The sequence below is a fragment of the Flavobacterium sp. P3_A6 genome, assembly GCF_056403035.1.
Map to the genome: position 1 here is coordinate 193,628 of NZ_JBFUGG010000006.1, position 18,380 is coordinate 212,007.

Consider the following 18,380-nt stretch of genomic DNA (forward strand, 5'->3'; position numbering starts at 1 on the left):
AAAAATCAAAAATATAGATACAATGAAAAAACTAATCTTACTATTTATAGCACTTATAAGTTTAAATGCTTGTTCTGATGACAATTCACCAGTTTTTACTGCAAAACCTGATGCAGACGGGATCGCATTTACCAATGCTTTTGCTGCCAATTATTTAATATCACAGGCCACAAAAGACAACGTAGCCGATCGATTTATGTGGGAATCTGCAGACTTTGGAGTGCCGACAAATATTACTTATGAACTTCAAGGTGCTACAAAAGCAGATTTTACAAACTTTAAAGTTGTGGGTACTACCAGCGAAAAGAATATAGCAGTTACTGTTGCTAAATTATTAGATTTTGCCAAAGACCTAGGACTTGATGACAATCCTGCAACAACTAATGCAGACGGTACTCCAAATAATACCGGGCAGGTATACTTTAGATTGAGAGCAACTGCGGGCACAACTGGAGCTAATGAAACTTTATCAAAAATACAAGCTGTTACTATTAAATGGATTGAAACTGTGGCTGCAGGAAGCAGCTGTCCTTCTCTTTTTGCTGTTGGAGAAGCTTTGACAGATATAGGCTGGAATTTTAAACCAGCTGGAGAAATGAAATGTACTAACAATGTTGTACAGATAAAAGCAAAATTAGCTAAGGGGAACTTTAGATTTTTCCAAGAATCAGGAAATTGGTCATCTGCTTTAGGTTATTCACATTATAAAGGAGAAGGCTATGCTATCGATGTAAACTTAGAAAATGCTTTAGACAATGACAGCAACTTTAAATTCGTCGGAACTCCTGGAATCTATACAATTACTATTGACAACACTAAAAAAACAATTGTATTAACAGCTTCAACTTCTCTTTGGACAGTAGGTGGAGCAGTACCGGGCGGATGGAATTTTGACGCTGCTAAAACCATTCAATTTGTTGAGGCTACTCCAGATATCTGGTCAGCATCTATTACATTATCAAATGATGTCTTCCGATTTTTCCACATATTTGGTACTTGGGATACCAAAAACAACTTTGCTTCTTATTCAGATGCAGGTTACAAAATCAATGCAAATTTGGTAAACGACGGAAGCGGAGATGCTAATTTTAAATTTGTTGGAACACCCGGCACCTATAAATTAACAATTAATGGTATTGCTAAAACAATTACCCTAGAATAAACTTAATACTGTTATGAAATGAGCATAGTCTAAAATTGGCATAAATTGAAAAATCTTCAAATACCAATAGCAGCTATGCTCATTCCATATTCCAATAAAAAACAAATAGTGTCAATATATGAAAAGAGTAATGAAATTTTACATCAATACATTTGCAATTCTAGCCTGCTTCAATTTAGGCTCTTGCCAAAGTGATGGTGGAACGACAGAAAAAGATCCCGTAGTGACTCCTCCAGTTACCGAAAATGTTTCTTTTTATTATGGTGCAGATCTTTCGTATGTAAACGAAATGGAAGATTGCGGTGCCATTTATAAAAACGATAAAGGGGCTGCGCAGGATCCTTATAAAATTTTTAAGGAAGCCGGCACAAATTTAGTCCGGGTTCGTTTATGGCACAATCCTACTTGGACAAATTATTCCAATTATAATGATGTGAAAAAAACAATTTCCAGAGCAAAAGCCCAAGGAATGAATGTTCTGCTGGATTTTCATTACTCTGATTCATGGACAGACCCAGAAAAGCAAAAAATTCCAGCAGCTTGGGAAAGCCAAATGAACAACAAAGAGGCCTTAGGGAAATTATTATACGATTACACCTATGAAACCTTAAATAATTTATCCAAAGAAAACCTGCTGCCTGAAATAGTGCAAGTTGGAAATGAAATAAATCCAATGATTTTACAAGGAGCGACTCTAGTTTGGCCAATTGACTGGACGCGAAATTCTTATCTTATCAACAAAGGAATTAAAGCTGTACGTGATATTTCAAAAGAAAAAAACAAGAAAATAGATGTTATGCTTCATATTGCACAGCCCGAAAATGCCTTATGGTGGTTTAAGGATGCTGCTGCAAATGGGATTACAGATTTTGACTGGATTGGAATATCCTACTACCCTAGTTATTCTAAATATACGCTGGACGATGTTTCGACACCTCTCAAAACGCTTATAAGCACTTATAAAAAAAGACTGATGATTGTTGAAACGGCTTATCCATTTACTTTAAACAATAATGACAACGCCAGCAACAACCTTGATTCCAAAGCCTTAATCAATGGATTTACCGCCACCCAAGAAGGACAATTAGGTTATCTAAAGAAACTAAAAGAAGTCGTAGCTGCTGCTGGAGGCGAAGGCATCGTTTATTGGGAACCGGCATGGGTTTCAACAACCTGCAAAACACTTTGGGGAACAGGTTCTCACTGGGACAATGCTACCTTATTTGACAATACTAATAAGGCAACTTTAGGGATGCAGTTTTATAATGGCTCTAAATAATTTACAGCCAACTGACATCCATTATAAAAATTAAATATCGAATATTTGCAATGAAACAGTTTAGAACTCTTCTATTCGCTTTTTTTATAGTAATACAAATTTCCTTTTCTCAAGTACGCACAGTAAGAGAATTGGATAACAATTGGAAATTTCAAAAAGGAGATTTCGAGAATGCTTTTCAAACCAATTTTAATGATTCAAAATGGGAAACAGTAACTGTCCCGCATGATTGGGCAATTTACGGTCCTTTTGATAAAGAAATTGACAAACAGAGTGTTGCAATTGTTCAAAACGGCGAAAATACAGCGTCTGAAAAAACAGGCAGAACTGGCGCTTTACCTCATGTAGGCACAGCTTGGTACAGAAATAAATTTACGGTTTCGGCTACGGAAAAAGGTAAAAAAGTGATTTTACTTTTCGAAGGTGCTATGAGTGAACCGCAAATTTATCTAAACGGCAAAAAAGTGGGCGAATGGGCCTATGGCTACAGCTATTTTTATTTTGACATAACTGATTTTATCACAGCTGGAGAGAATACTTTGGCTGTTAAGTTAACCAACAAAGAATTTGCTTCACGCTGGTATCCGGGTGCTGGTCTGTATAGAAAAGTAAGCCTTATTATCAAAAATAAGGAAAGCATCGACCAGTGGGGAACTTCTGTCACAACACCGTTTATTAGTAAAGAAGAGGCCAAAGTAAATATAAAAACAAAAGCTTCTGGAGAAAATGGCTATTTGGTTACTACTATTTTTGATGCCAATGGCCAAAAAGTAAGTTCAGATAAAGCTGTAACTCCTTTTGGAACTGAATTTGATCAAAACATTAAAGTCCAAAATCCGAAGCTATGGAGTCCAGAAACTCCTTATTTGTACAAAGCCGTTTCACAATGGTTTATAGGCAGCGAACTGAAAGATGAAGTTACTACCCGCTTTGGAATTCGTGATATAAAATACGAAGCCAATAAAGGATTTAGTTTAAACGGTGAGATTAGAAAGTTTAAAGGCGTTTGTCTGCACCATGATTTAGGTCCTTTGGGAACAGCAGTAAATGTGGCAGCTTTACGCCGTCAGTTAACGATACTGAAAGATATGGGCTGCAATGCAATCCGCAGTTCTCACAATATGCCTTCATTAGAACAATTAGAATTATGTGATGAAATGGGTTTCATGTTTCTAGCAGAAAGTTTTGATGAATGGGCAAAACCAAAAGTTCAGAATGGATACAATCGTTTTTTTGAACAATATGCTGAAAAAGATATCGTCAATCTAGTTCGTGCAACCCGAAATCATCCGTCTATTGTAATGTGGAGTTCTGGAAATGAAGTTCCTGATCAATGGGGAGAAGAAGGTGTAAAACGAGCCAAATGGCTGCAGGACATTTTCCACAGAGAAGATCCTACAAGACCAGTAACCGTTGGTATGGATCAGGTAAAAGCAACTATGGAATCAGGTTTTGGAGCTTTGCTAGACGTACCAGGATTAAACTATCGTGTTCATTTATATGAGGAAGCGTTTAAAAAATTCCCGCAGGGATTTATTTTAGGTTCTGAAACGGCTTCTACCGTTAGTTCAAGAGGAATTTATAAATTTCCAATAGTACAGGCCAAAGACAAACAATACCCAGATTTTCAATGCTCTTCTTATGATTTGGAAGCCTGCAGCTGGTCCAATGTACCCGATGAAGATTTTGTTTTACAGGATGATAAGCCTTGGGTTATAGGCGAATTTGTCTGGACAGGTTTTGATTATTTAGGGGAACCCACTCCTTATGATGAAAAATGGCCTTCCCGCAGCTCTTATTTTGGAATCAACGATTTAGCAGGATTACCAAAAGATAGATTTTATCTGTACAAAAGCCGCTGGAACAAAAGCGAGAAAACCTTACACATTTTACCGCATTGGAATTGGGAAGGACGCGAAGGTCAGGTAACGCCAGTATTTGTATATACTAGTTATGACAGTGCCGAGCTTTTTGTAAATGGAAAAAGTATGGGCATTCAAAAAAAGAATAACTCAACACCACAAAACAGATACCGTTTAATGTGGATGGATGTGAAATACGAACCTGGAACCGTAAAAGTTGTGGCATTAGATAAAGATGGCAAAGCAGTTGCAGAAGAGGAAATTCATACTGCTGGAAAAGCCTACAAAATAGTACTTGATCCTGACAGAAAAACAATCAAAGCCGATGGTAAAGACTTGTCTTATGTTACGGTTTCAATTGTGGATGAAAAAGGAATTCCTTGCCCAACAGCAGCCAATCAACTGCAATTTAAAGTTAATGGAAAAGGAACTTACAGAGCGGCATGCAATGGAGATGCAACTTCGTTAGAATTATTTCATCTGCCAACAATGAAAGCGTTTAGCGGGAAAGCAGTAGTACTTGTTCAATCGCTGAAAGAAGCTGGAAACATAGAACTTACTGTTAGTGGAAAAGGACTAAAAACCGCGGCGGTAACTATTAGTTCTTCGAACTAGAAGGTAGTGTCTCACTAACTGTGTAATTAAAAAAAATGATGGGATTTTAAAATCCCATCATTTTTTTTAATTACACAGTCTTATGAAAAAAGAAGATCTATTATCGGATGAATTTTTACTTCAATTCAAAACCGCTTTCTAATCCTTTATCAGAGCTTCCTCCAACCATAATTTTAAAAGTTCCCGGTTCTACCAAATAATTTCCGTCATTGTCATAAAAACCAAGTTCTTTATCGGTTAAAGTAAAAGAAACTGTTTTGGTCTCTCCTTTTTTCAAATTAATCAATTCAAATCCTTTCAGCTCTTTTATCGGGCGGATAATACTCGCATAATCATCATGAATATACAATTGCACCACTTCTTTTCCATCATAATTTCCTGAATTGGTAACTCCAACAGAAACCTGAACTGGCTCTCCTTTTGCGAAAGCAGTTTTACTTAACTTCAGATTTTTGTATTCGAATGCTGTATAACTCAAACCAAAACCAAACGGAAATAAGGGTGTTTTTTCGACATCTGTATAATGCGACCAAAACACATTTTTATCACTATTTACTGGTCTTCCAGTACTGTATCTGTTGTAATAAATCGGAACCTGACCCACATTTCTTGGGAAAGACATTGGCAGTTTTCCGCTTGGATTATAATCGCCGTATAAAACCTGTGCTACCGCATTTCCGGTCTGCGTTCCTAAGTGCCATGCCTCAACAATGGCAGGAACATGTTCTGCAGCCCACGGAATACTCAACGGACGGCCATTATTTAAAACCAATACGATATTTGGATTTACTTTATAAATTTCTTCCAATAATTCCTGCTGCAGACCAGGCAGATTAAGATCAGTTCTGCTGCGTCCTTCACCGCTTTGAAAACCGTGTTCTCCCAAAACCATCACAACAGCATCTGCTTCCTTAGCCGCTTTTTTAGCTGCTTCAAAACCGCTTTTATCAGTAGTATTGAAAACAACCTCATCTAAAAACGAAATTTTGCCCACAGTTAAGTCTGCTCCTTTTTCAAAAGTCAGTTTATTATCTTTATACTGCTGCATTCCTTCTAAAACCGAAACTGCCGTATTATCATCTGATGCTATTCTCCAGCTTCCCAATGGACTGGTTTTATCATTCGCTAAAGCCCCAATCAAAGCTATTTTTTGACCAGATTTCTTTAGCGGCAATAAATTTTTATCGTTCTTTAGCAATACGATAGATTTTTTGGCCATGTCCAAAACGCCTTCGTTATTGGCTTTGCTTCCTATAACTTCTTTTTCACGTTTTTCGTCACAATATCTGTACGGATCATCAAATAGTCCCAATTCAAACTTCACACGCAAAATTCTGCGCGCCGCATCATCTACCAGAGCCTCTTTAACTTTTCCTTCTTTAACCAAATCAACTAATTTTGCAACATATAAATACGATTCCATATCCATATCTGATCCCGCAACTACCCCTTTCAAAGCAGCATCTGCCTCATCTTTGGCATAACCATGCGCAATCATCTCGCGAATTGAAGCATAATCCGAAATTACAAAACCGTCAAACTTCCATTTTCCTTTCAGAATATCTCTCTGCAAAAACACATTTCCTGTTGCTGGAACGCCATTCAGCGTATTAAAAGAATTCATAAACGTACGAACTCCTGCATCAACAGTGGCCTTAAACGGCGGTAAAACCGAATTATACAATTTAGAATTACTGATATCCACAATATTGTATTCTAGTCCAGCCTCAACATAACCGTAGGCAGCAAAGTGTTTCGCACAGGCAGCAATAGTGTTTACTTTTGCCAAATCTGCAATGGTTTCACCCTGAAAACCCTTAACTCTGGCAGTCGCAATTTTACTTCCCAAATATGGATCTTCTCCTGCACCTTCCATCACACGCCCCCAGCGGGCATCATTTGCTATATCAACATTTGGCCCAAAAGTCCAGTTAATTCCAGATGCCGAAGCTTCATCAGCCGCAATAGCCGCCGATTTTTTAATCGCTTCCAAATCCCAGCTTGCCGATTCTGCGAGCGGTATGGGACTCAATGTCTTATAGCCGTGAATCACATCAAACCCAATAATCAGCGGAATCCCCAATCGGGTTTCTTCAACTGCAATTTTCTGTACAGCGCGTACATTTTTCACTCCGCGAACCGTCAGCATAGAACCAACTAATCCTTTGCGTAAATGCTCATATTTCAACTCGGCAGTACCGCCTTTTGGTGCTGGCCCGGTCACTTCCCAAAATCCGTTGTATTGGTTCATTTGTCCCACTTTCTCTTCCAGTGTCATTTGCTTCAACAGCAAATCAACGCGCTCTTCAATAGGTTTAGTTTTGTCTAAATGAGGTAATTTTTGTGCAATCATAGTTCCAATTGTAATCAGGGTAAAAATCCCTGCCGTAATTATTTTTTTCATTTTAAGAGTTAAGGGTTTATTTTTTTACATCATTTAAAAAACTAACTGTTCTGTCCTAATTACTTGGGCGTGACCACAATCAACAAAGGGGGCTACTTTAGAAATCGTTATCGCCCCCTTTATTGATCGCGGTCGGGCTATCACGAGCGCTATGGCGCCTTGTTCTATCCCTCACGCAGCTCTACGGATTTCAAGACCTTTTTATTCTTACCAGATTAAAAACGAATCAAGCTCCATAAAAAACAGAAAGCAATTTACCTTTCTAATTCTATCTTCAATAAAACAAATGATGCAAAAAACTAAGACAAATGTGTCTTTTTGTACTAAAATAAAATGAAATTATTCTGTTATAAAAGACGAAGCAGGCAAATCCGCTTTATTAAAAAGACTTCCCTGATCAGTATTTTTCCAGGCATAACGCACTTTAACCGGTGCTTTCACCTTATCCGACTGTACTATTACTGCATTATTTTTGATAACAGCAGCAGCTTTATAAAACACATTGTCACTTCCTGCCACTTCAAACAAATCAGCTTTCTTGTCCTTAAAATACAAACCATCTGCATAATCAAAAGTGACTGTTATTTTATTTTTTTCAACGGCAATTGCTTTATAAAGCGGTCCGTTTACCAATGCTGTATTCGTTTTGTAGGTATTTGCCAAAGCCAAATTAGCCAAACGAATCCCCACCGATTTTTTATCCTTTGGATGAATATCATCTATAGGCGAAATATCACTCGTGATTGCCATTCCCGTGTTCGGAACTTCCTGCAGAACTTTTCGCTGTGCATTGCGAATAATAGAACCTCCAAAATGATCTTCTCCATATTTATAAGGTGCAATCTGTACAAAATAAAACGGGAAATCATACTTCCATAATTTTCTCCACGAAGTGATTAAAGCCGAAAGCGTTTTATCATAAACCGTCGATCCCACATTGCTTTCTCCCTGATACCACAATGCTCCCGCTATTTTAAATTTTGTAAGCGGATAAATCATCGCATTAAAAGCGCGTCCCGGCTGGTTTGGCCCGTAGCTTTCTTCTTTTCTTGTCTTAGCTGCTTCCAATAAAACTGCATCGTTCTGAATCACCTCTTCCGACGTCCAAATCTCAGCCGGCGTTCCGCCCCAATTGGACGAAATCAAACCAATGGGTACATTTTTCAATTCTTCCTGCAGGCGTTTTCCAAAAAAATAGCCCACAGCACTAAAATATTTCATCGTTTCCTGCGAACATTCCGTCCAAGTTCCTGATATATTATTTTGCGGTGCAGTAGCGGTTAATTTAGGTACCAAAAAAAATCGGATGTTAGAATTCACGGCATTTTTTACCGCTTCATCACCATTCTCGATTCCCCAACTGGCATTCATTTCCATATTGGATTGTCCTGAACAAATCCAAACTTCGCCAATCAGAATGTTTTTCAGAACGATTTCATTGTAGCCTTTTATGGTGATTGTATAAGGCCCTCCTTCTTTTGGAGTCGGAATAACAATTTCCCATTTCGCCTGATTGCTGGCTTTAATTTTATAGGTTTCATTATTCCAGCTTGGCATAACCACAACTTCTTCCTGCGGATTAGCAAATCCCCAAATAGTAACTTCACTATTGCGCTGCAAAACCATATTATCCGAAAAGATATTCGGAAGCGTAACATTTGCGGAAGCAGTATTCGAAAATATCAGGAAAAAAATAAAGGCAATTATCTTATTTTTCATTTGTGTATTATATTGTTTTTTTATTTGTCAAATGGAATTCGCATACAAACTTCCCTTTTTGATTAGAGCTTCTTAGGAATGCTCATTTCATTTAATAACTTTTTAAAATAAGGAATTAATTGGTTGGCCATCACTTTATCATCAGCGATATCGGGATGGTAGCCACAGCCTTTTGGAGACATAGGCTGGAATTCGAACAGCGCAATTGGTTTGTGTGTTTTATCATTTTCAAAAGCCTGAATCACTCTTTTAAGACATTTTACCAAAGTTACATTTCGCTCTCCCGAAACCATCGGACTATTCAGTAAAACAATTCTGGTGTTAGGCGCGTGTTTGTAAACCGTTTTGATAAAATCAATATAATTTGAAACGTATTTTTCCTCATTAAACGGCAATCTCGCTTTTTTCCCATCACCATCTGAAAGATCATTGGTTCCCAAACAAATGCTCACCAAATCGGGCTGAAAAGCAAAATCATAGGGTTTTGAAGTATCCTTATTCAGATATAAATTTTCATACACATCCGGAATATTGGGTTCGTTCTGATGTTCATCATTCCAGTTGCGGTACATCCCGTAACCAGAAACAGAACTCAATACAAAATCGACATTTAATGCCCTGGAAAGCACTGGCCCATACGCCCAATATCCATTATGCTGATCGTACCAGTCTCCACTGCCGCAAGGAATTGCAGAGGTATCATTACCATAACCGCAAGTTATGGAATCACCTATCAGTTCAATTTTTTTCTTCTTTTTGGATGCAGTGCTTTCTATTAGCTTCGCTGTTGTTCCTGCAAATAAAACACCGCCGTTAGCTGCTTCGGTAGCTTTATAAATCGAAAGATGATGTGTTTTTTTACCATTGGGTACAGCAATTGGAAAAGATTTCGCATCGCCTTTTTCTATTCGTACTCTCCCAATATATTTACCATCAAGTTCCAAGGAAACATAATTTTGGTGATCCTCGATGCTTTGCAGTAAAACTGCACAGGAGTTTCCTTCAAAATCAAAAGACACTGATGAAGCGGCACCAATAAGCACCACTTTATTGTCCTGCATTTTTTCGACTCTCCCCAGATATTCAAAAAGCGATTGAGTTTCTCCCTTTTTCTGAGCAATAGAAAAGGACGAAATGGCAATCAATAAAAATATAAGGTGTTTTTTTTTGTAATTCATAATCTTTTAGGACTTTCATAATACTATTGACAACAAATATAAAGCGAATGCAATTCAAGATTAGATACTATTTTTTCAAATTATAATCAAAAAATTACTTGTATCCATTACGTTGGAATAATAAAACAAATATTTTCTTGCAATACATCTTTATTATGAATACTTAAAAACTGTCATTTCACTTGAAAAGGACACTAGAGAAACCAAAAAAAAACCACCAAATGATTTTTGGTGGTCTTATCAAGACTAGTTATGTGTATTGTCAAAAAAATTATTTTTGATCAAGAATAAAATCTACAGTAATAGTAACATCTTCAGACACTTTACTTTTCACAATACTGGGTATTTTTATATTAAAATCTTGAGCTTTGACGGTAAAACTATTGGTAACATACAATTTTCCATCTTTCAAAATTAAAGTGATTTTAGTTTTAATCTTTTTGGTGACACCATGTATGGTCAAATCCCCCTCCAAATCGTATTTTCCGGAAGTGTACAATTTTGAAGCATCAAAATTTATAATTTTTCCTTTAAAAGTAGCTTTTGGGTATTTGGAAGATTCAATATAACTTTCATTAAAATGTTCCTCCATCAAAGGGACTTTAAACTTGAAAGCCTTTACCAAAGCCAATGCGGCAAATTCACCATTCGACTCATCAAGAATCGCAGAAACCGAATTATTTACAGCCGCAACAGGTTCGAAAGAAGGTACGGAGGCCTCAAATTTTATTTCTCCAGTTCTAGTCATCATCTTTTGAGAGAAAATTATATTTCCCACAAAAATACATCCTATCAAGAGTGCTAACTTTTTCATCTGTTTTGAATTATTTTTCTACAAATCCATTGCTTACCCAAAGCTTAATCAAATCAATATTAGGCTGAGGCAATTTCCCTCCCTGAGGCATTCTAATGCCACAGTTTTCCCCTTCTATTCTACAAACCAAATTATTAACCAAGCATGCACTTCTTACTCCTTCATAGGTCTCCAAATTAGGAAATTGATTGGTTCCATAGTGGCAGCTTGTACAATTATTGGTTATAATTGGTTTTATATTGGCAGCATAAGTAGGATTGCTAATTTGTCCGGCTACTTCGCTATAAGTATTGGACTCACACGAAGCAATAAATACGCTACATAATACTATCAAAACTATTTTTATTTTTCCCATCAGAATATCGTATTAATTTTAAAAAACCCTGTACAAATTAAATCCAAAATAAAGGCTTCCCCCGCTCCAATCTCCAATAGCATTTGAAAATACATAAACATCGTTCATCGTCTGACAATTAGAGAACACTAACTGAAAAATATGCCCGCCGGTTTCAATATCCAATCCCACCGAAAGTAAATCATGATAAACCGTGTTTTCTGGTGCATCTATTCGGGGCGCATATTCTAAATTCACACTTAGCCTTTTTGTGAATTTGTATCTTCCTCCCATCCCCACTACAAATTGATTTTCCTTTTCGGTAATTTGGTCATATAGGTTTTTATGAATATAAATTGATGTTAGTTCCGCCGAAAACTTAGGGGAAAACTTTCTAGAAACCAATAATTGGGTAGTATAGGCCAAACGGTTATTAAATTCCAAATTCGGATATATATCTGTGCTTAAGTTTGTATTAATATCCATAGTGTTGTAGCCCACAATCGTGACAGGAAACCCATCAGTTTCCTGGCTTTTCAGTCTATATTTCGCTGTAAGTTCATAAATTTTATTATTGGTTTGCCGTGATACCCCAATTGACAACCAATTGGTCACACCATAAATCCCTCCTATTTTTGTGTAGGCATCATCCAAACCAAAGAAATTGTCCAACCCCTCGGTCAAATCACCAAACCGGTGTGAAATCAATACATACCATTCTCCTTTGGCTGTTAATTTAGTTGATTGCATGTTACAAATTTGCAGTCCTTTGAAACCTGCAATTTCAACTTGCTTTTCTTTGGGTTTTACGGTGTCCAATTCCTTTAACAAATCATCTTGCGCTGACGCATGTCCAATAACTGAAAGACCAAACACTAGGGATAGAAGTAATTTTATGTTCATTTAATTTATTTTTTTTATTACAAAACATTGATCCAATTTTAATTCCCCCATCAAATCATCATAGCCTATAATCCTTCCTTTTATAGTGATTATTTGATTGTTCATAATAGATGTATCCAGATTTTTCATACTACAGATAATTCTCTCGTCCAAAATAACCTCATTACCATTTATATCAGTGATTTTTCCTTTTATCGCTACCGCTTTTTCGAGGTATTTTTTATTTGCCATTTCTATGTTTGTGGTAAACTCCGACGTAATAGATGCTGAAGTTACCGTAAAATTTGTTTTTTCATCTTCCAGATGTCTCACTCCGCTATGCATAACATAATAATAGCCGATTAAGCTAATCAGACCAATTCCAATCAGAAACAAAAAAAATAATACGATTCTTTTATTCATTACTTTTCTTTTTTAAACTGCAAAAATTTATTTGAAAAAACAAAAAAACAAGCACTGACAAATAATTGTATTCCTTTTTCAGGGTTTACACAATTATGACGATTAAGTTTTTTTTTGAGAGCTTGGCCATTTTGGCTTTAAATGTATTGTGTACAAATCTTATCTTTATGAAACAAAACTTTAATTAGGCATTCCGTTGGCTATCCATTTATTGATCAAATCAATATTTGCCTGTGATAATTTTCCTCCTTTAGGCATTACCAAAGGGTCACCGGCTGGTTTTTCGATTCTTTCTTTAATTGTGGCTGCTTTGGCACTCACCTGTGCATAAGTTTGTAAAGGAACTGCACTGTTTTCTCCACCTGGGCTATGGCAGGATACACAGTTTCCATCTATGATTGATTTAATATTTGCAGTATAAGTGGGTTTATCTCCAGTGGCTGGAGGAGTTACGGGAGTTGACGAATCATCACCTCCTCCACTACATGACATTATTGATAAAGCAAAGACTAAAACGGAACAAGTTGTTTGCATTTTTTTCATGGTCAAACAATTTTTACTGATTAATAAAAGAACGATTTCAACCTAAGACAGAATAGTTTCCTCATCCTAAAAAGTATATTTTAACCAATAGAAACTATTTAAAACAACAGAAGCAAATTTTAAACATTTAACATAAAATTAAATAAAAAATTAAAAATAAACAAAACAAACAGACATTACAACAACAAATAGTTTTTTTTATTAAATTAATCAAAATAATAGAGAATTAACCTACAAGAAAATGACGATTTTTTTCTTTGTAACTCAATAATGGTAAAACTGAGTTTAAAAAAATGATTGACAACAACTTATATACCTGAACTCGATTAATAAAAAATTGCTAATTGGTTAGTTTTAACTGTTTCGTATTTCAACGAAGGTTTTTTGGGTAGAAAATTATAAGCAATTATTCCAGCAATAAGATTTGACAAAAAGTTAGTAAATGAACGATGTCTAGAGTGTTCAACTTGGCAAATATTTTTAAGTTCATCGTTAACGGTTTCGATTATTGAGCGTTTACGAAGTAAAATCTTATCACTCATTTCCATCAAACTATTTTTCATATTATTGCGAATGCTTGTAATTAATTGGATTCCATCAACAAATAATAATTGGGAGAGTTTTTCGCTTATATACCCTTTATCACCAAATAACTTTCCAAAAATAGCATTCAAAAAACCCTCATTTTTCAGTGGTTCTCTATCATCAACATTAGCTTGAGTTACAGCAAAGCTTAATAATTCTCCTTTGTCATTAATAATTATATGGAGCTTAAAGCCATGAAACCAACCCATTGTAGATTTACCAGTAGTGGCAATGCCTTTGAAAACTTTATTTCTACTGACTCGTTTGTTCTTACAAATTCTTATTGGTGTTGAGTCTATAAATGAAATTCCTGTACAATTGCCTAAACAACAAGTTTTGGCAAAAATAGTCATAGGTAAAAGAACACTTTGTATCAGTTCTAAAAAACGATTATAAGAAACTGTGTTTGGAAACTCATTTTGCATATGCTTTTGAACATAAAAAATATAATAGTGCTTGAAACAACGAAAACCACTCAAATGAAAAAGTAAATAAATTGTAATTACTTCAGATTTTGACATAATCGAAGGACGTTTGGAAGGCTTTCCTAGCAGAAAAGGTTGTGTAGTTTTCTCAAAATCTTTACAAAATTCATCAACAATAGAGAAAATATCAGTAATTTTATCGAAACAAATCATAAGGCGGAATTTAGTTAAGTATTTAATTGTCAGAGATTTAAATATACTAAATTTTGCCTTTTTGTGCAATGTTTTCAACCTAAATTATTAATCGAGTTCAGGTTAATAGGGCAGGAAATGCTGAAATTAAAGCTGGAAACACTCCAGAATCGTTCGAAGAAAATTCGAATAAAAAATCTCAAAAGAATTTAGATGCAAGGTGGACTAAAAAGAATAACATAAGCTATTATGGTTATAAGAATCACGTAAAAGTAGATGCAAAAAGCAAATTTAATTACTATAATCATTTTGACTCGAGAATAACCTGATATTTTTTTCAAAACCCTTTAATTTAAAAAAACTGTCTATAATTAGGCAGTCTTCTTTAAAATATGGTTTAATATGTACTACTCGTGAATGGTAGATAAGCCTCTAACTACTATAACCTGATTACAAATATAATAACCCCAAAGAATAGGATCTTGTTGACCTCTCCTCCTTACATATAAAGCAAACTTCAAAGAAAATATCTCTTTCCCTATCTTTTTGACACTCGATTCATAAAACCAAAAAGCCCTCTTTACAAAGACAGGCGGCAGCGGTGATTCTCCTATTGCAGCCTCAATACTAATTTTATTGAAAAACTTAGATTTAAACCTTCCAAAAACATTGGCACCTTTAACTTTTTTAACTTCACAAAGCAATACAGAATTATCCATGTTATTGTATTCTGAAATAGTATTAAATCTAATAACATCTCCTACTTCTGCATTAAGTTTCAAATTATCATCATTTTCATAACCTTTAGTAGCACTTGGTGTTGAAACAACTACATACATATAATTATGATCTACGGCAATAGGACTCTCATTGTCTGCACTAGGAGTTTCAAAATCATTTATTAATTTATCTGTATCAATAATAATTTGCACATTTATTATTTCATTTATTGAGTTGATTACAAAATCATTAGTTTCTTCGTAAATTTCTTCTGTTTTCATGTTTACTTTTTTTAGGTTTTCTGTTCCATTAAGACTTTTCAATTTTTGCTGCTTTTTTTAGATCTATCAAATAAAAAAGAACAGCTATAATATAAGAAGACTGCCCAAATTAGTTTTTGGACAGTCTCTCATAACTAATAAAACCAATAAGTGTTCTTTTAGAAATTAGAATTTCACGACAACTCTTGGATCCCAATAGAAATAGCCATATAAAACTGGATTTTCTTGACCTCTTACTCTTGTATATAATGCAAAACGGATATCAAAATCCTCTGTTCCTGCCTTTGCTATACTAGACTCATAAAACCAAAATCTTACATCTGCAAAAGTTGGAGGAAGTGGTGAGACACCTCCAGCGGCTTGAATCACTTTTTTAGTATATACCTTTGACGAAAATTCGTTGAAGACATCAGTACCACCAAACTTTTTAATTTGATACAGTAATACAGCATTATCCATATTATTATATTCAGAAACAGTATTAAATCTCACAACATCACCAACTTCAGCTTTAAACTCTAAGTCAGCAGTTCCTTGACCTTTAATATTTGCCAAAGTTGAAACAACCATAAATTGGTAACTATGATCTAAACCAGTTGGAGCATCTTTATTTGTACTAGGCGTTATACCTTTCTTTTTCATATCACTGATAATTTTATCAGTATCAATGATGATTTGAACATTGATAATTTCGTTTGATGAAGCTAGTTCAATTCCTACATTCTCATTAAGTTCTTGAGTTTCCATATATGTTATTTTTAAAATTTTCCTACTCTATTTTAGGCTTTTCGGATTACGCCGCTTTTTGTAGAGGGTATTGTATCCTCTTTTATTTTTTATGTAAACAATCTTCTTTTTTAAGACATTTAATAATACTCATTCTACAATCCTTTCAATATTCTTGATTGTCAAAAAAAGCTTTTCGTGGCAAAAAATTAAGAATACTCCTAATACAACCACTTTCTTAATCCTTGATGATTATACAAATTTCAAAAAAAACAACAAGCTCGCAATACGTACAAATACCTGATTTAAAACAGATTACAATACCATAACAATATATTTACAAAAAAAATACCTTCTAAGAATTACCCTAACTAAAAACTAGAATGAGTATTCCTTGTACAAACTTGAAAAATAATGCTGCAAATAAATTAAGAAGATTAAATCTTTGTCTGACATGGGCGAAAGCGAACTGACGAAGCAATGCCAAAACGTATCGCTATTATCCATACTTAAAATCTATAAAATCAGAAAATAGAAAAACCACCCGATTAGGGTGGTTTTTCTATTTCTATTTCAATACAAATATTACAAAGGAATATTCCCGTGTTTTCTATCAGGAGTTACACTTACTTTATTCTCAAGCATGCTAAACGCTTTTATCAGTTTGCGCCTTGTATCTTGCGGAAGGATTACCTCATCTACAAAACCTCGTTGCGCAGCTGTGTACGGATTTGCAAATAACTCGGCATATTCGGCTTCTTTTTCCAGAAGTTTGGCTTCATGGTCTTCGGCTTCATTGATTTCTTTTTTAAATATAATTTCCGATGCGCCTTTAGCTCCCATAACGGCAATCTCGGCTGTAGGCCAAGCAAAATTCATATCGGCACCAATGTGTTTGGAATTCATTACATCATAAGCGCCTCCATAAGCTTTTCTCGTAATCACTGTAACTCTCGGCACTGTTGCTTCGCTCAAAGCATATAGCAGTTTTGCTCCATGAACGATAATTCCGTTCCATTCTTGATCGGTTCCCGGCAAAAATCCCGGTACATCCACCAGTACCAATAACGGAATATTAAACGCATCACAAAAACGGGTAAATCGTGCCGCTTTTTTCGAACTGTTTACATCTAGACAACCCGCCAAAAACATTGGTTGGTTGGCCACAATTCCTATGCTTCGACCTCCCAATCGAGCAAAACCCACAAGGATATTTTCGGCATAATTTTTATGAATTTCAAAAAACGAATCTTCATCAATAATCCCTGCAATCACACTATGCATATCATACGGTTTATTCGGATTATCCGGAATAATATCGGCTAATTGCTCACGTATTTCATCCTTAAGTTCATAAGGTAAATGGCGTGCCGTTTCTTTGTTGTTTTGGGGCAAATAACTCAACAGCCTCTTGAGGTCTTCCAGGCAAACCACATCATTCACCGAAGTGCAGTGTGCCACACCCGACTTGGTAGAATGCGTACTCGCTCCTCCCAATTCCTCCGAAGTTACGGATTCGTTGGTTACGGTTTTTACTACATTCGGCCCCGTAACAAACATATAACTGGTGTCTTCAACCATCATCGTAAAATCGGTCATGGCAGGAGAATACACGGCTCCACCTGCACAAGGTCCCATAATTGCAGAAATTTGCGGAATCACACCGCTGGCCTGCACGTTTCTATAGAAAATATCGGCATAACCGCCCAACGAACGAACGCCTTCCTGTATACGCGCACCGCCCGAATCGTTCAGTCCAATCATGGGCGCACCCATTTTGACAGACATATCCATGATTTTACAAATTTTCTCGGCATGCGTTTCAGACAACGATCCTCCAAAAACCGTAAAATCCTGCGCGAAAATATAAACCAATCTTCCGTTGATGGTTCCGTATCCTGTAATTACTCCATCGCCGTAATACATTTCGTTTTCCATTCCAAAATCGGTGGTTCGGTGGGTCACCAGCATTCCGATTTCTTCAAAAGAACCTTCATCCATCAAATAATCAATACGCTCTCTTGCAGTCAGTTTTTTGTTCGAATGCTGTTTGGCGACGCGTTTTATTCCTCCGCCCAAATGGGCTTCGGCTATTTTATCGTTTAGTGTTTTTATTTTGTCTTGCATACAATTTTTTAACCGCTAAGTTTTTATTAATCCTTCCTTTTTTGGCTAAAGCCAACTCAATTTTGAACCATTAAGAGATTAAGAAAATTAAGTTTCATTTAGAAAAAAT

The 18,380-nt window shown here is 35.7% G+C and carries 15 protein-coding genes; 3 read left to right on the forward strand and 12 right to left on the reverse strand.

Going from position 1 to position 18,380, the window contains the following annotated elements:
• Positions 1 to 22: 22 nt before the first annotated feature.
• The 3 genes from AC1DVP_RS08425 (at position 23) to galB (ending at position 4,918) form a co-directional block, all read left to right on the forward strand.
• Positions 23 to 1,162 (forward strand): SusE domain-containing protein, encoded by a 1,140-nt coding sequence (locus AC1DVP_RS08425; protein WP_477183050.1) that lies wholly within the window; start codon positions 23 to 25, stop codon positions 1,160 to 1,162.
• Between the two features lie 118 nt (positions 1,163 to 1,280).
• On the forward strand, positions 1,281 to 2,441 hold the full coding sequence (locus tag AC1DVP_RS08430) for a glycoside hydrolase family 53 protein (protein WP_477183051.1): 1,161 nt from the start codon (positions 1,281 to 1,283) through the stop codon (positions 2,439 to 2,441).
• A gap of 50 nt (positions 2,442 to 2,491) precedes the next feature.
• Positions 2,492 to 4,918: a beta-galactosidase GalB gene (gene galB / locus AC1DVP_RS08435; protein WP_477183052.1), complete on the forward strand. Its 2,427-nt coding sequence runs from the start codon at positions 2,492 to 2,494 to the stop codon at positions 4,916 to 4,918.
• Positions 4,919 to 5,033: 115 nt separating this feature from the next.
• On the opposite strand, the gene bglX is transcribed toward galB, so the two are convergent.
• The 12 genes from bglX to AC1DVP_RS08495 form a co-directional block, all read right to left on the reverse strand.
• A complete protein-coding gene (bglX, locus tag AC1DVP_RS08440; RefSeq protein WP_477183053.1) occupies positions 5,034 to 7,322 on the reverse strand; it encodes a beta-glucosidase BglX in 2,289 nt (762 codons plus the stop codon).
• Between the two features lie 339 nt (positions 7,323 to 7,661).
• On the reverse strand, positions 7,662 to 9,041 hold the full coding sequence (locus tag AC1DVP_RS08445) for a sialate O-acetylesterase (RefSeq protein WP_477183054.1): 1,380 nt from the start codon (positions 9,039 to 9,041) through the stop codon (positions 7,662 to 7,664).
• Positions 9,042 to 9,103: 62 nt separating this feature from the next.
• Positions 9,104 to 10,219, reverse strand: coding sequence for an SGNH/GDSL hydrolase family protein (locus tag AC1DVP_RS08450; protein WP_477183055.1), 1,116 nt, complete (start codon positions 10,217 to 10,219; stop codon positions 9,104 to 9,106).
• A gap of 271 nt (positions 10,220 to 10,490) precedes the next feature.
• Complete coding sequence (locus AC1DVP_RS08455; RefSeq protein ID WP_477183056.1) at positions 10,491 to 11,033, reverse strand: YceI family protein; 543 nt, start codon at positions 11,031 to 11,033, stop codon at positions 10,491 to 10,493.
• 10 nt (positions 11,034 to 11,043) lie between these two features.
• The gene (locus AC1DVP_RS08460; RefSeq protein WP_477183057.1) at positions 11,044 to 11,388 is read right to left on the reverse strand and encodes a hypothetical protein; all 345 of its coding nucleotides are present in this window, start codon (positions 11,386 to 11,388) and stop codon (positions 11,044 to 11,046) included.
• Positions 11,389 to 11,406: 18 nt separating this feature from the next.
• On the reverse strand, positions 11,407 to 12,270 hold the full coding sequence (locus tag AC1DVP_RS08465) for a DUF5777 family beta-barrel protein (protein WP_477183058.1): 864 nt from the start codon (positions 12,268 to 12,270) through the stop codon (positions 11,407 to 11,409).
• Positions 12,271 to 12,672, reverse strand: a complete 402-nt coding sequence (locus AC1DVP_RS08470; protein WP_477183059.1) for an OB-fold protein — start codon at positions 12,670 to 12,672, stop codon at positions 12,271 to 12,273.
• A 180-nt stretch (positions 12,673 to 12,852) separates the two neighbouring features.
• Positions 12,853 to 13,215 carry a cytochrome c gene (locus tag AC1DVP_RS08475; RefSeq protein WP_477183060.1) on the reverse strand — a complete coding sequence of 121 codons (363 nt, stop codon included), beginning with the start codon at positions 13,213 to 13,215 and terminating at the stop codon, positions 12,853 to 12,855.
• A 326-nt stretch (positions 13,216 to 13,541) separates the two neighbouring features.
• Positions 13,542 to 14,438 (reverse strand): IS982 family transposase, encoded by an 897-nt coding sequence (locus tag AC1DVP_RS08480; RefSeq protein WP_477183061.1) that lies wholly within the window; start codon positions 14,436 to 14,438, stop codon positions 13,542 to 13,544.
• Positions 14,439 to 14,824: 386 nt separating this feature from the next.
• On the reverse strand, positions 14,825 to 15,418 hold the full coding sequence (locus AC1DVP_RS08485) for an AidA/PixA family protein (protein ID WP_477183062.1): 594 nt from the start codon (positions 15,416 to 15,418) through the stop codon (positions 14,825 to 14,827).
• Positions 15,419 to 15,583: 165 nt separating this feature from the next.
• Positions 15,584 to 16,165, reverse strand: a complete 582-nt coding sequence (locus AC1DVP_RS08490) for an inclusion body family protein (RefSeq protein WP_477183063.1) — start codon at positions 16,163 to 16,165, stop codon at positions 15,584 to 15,586.
• A 564-nt stretch (positions 16,166 to 16,729) separates the two neighbouring features.
• Positions 16,730 to 18,271, reverse strand: a complete 1,542-nt coding sequence (locus AC1DVP_RS08495; RefSeq protein ID WP_477183064.1) for an acyl-CoA carboxylase subunit beta — start codon at positions 18,269 to 18,271, stop codon at positions 16,730 to 16,732.
• Positions 18,272 to 18,380 lie beyond the last annotated feature (109 nt).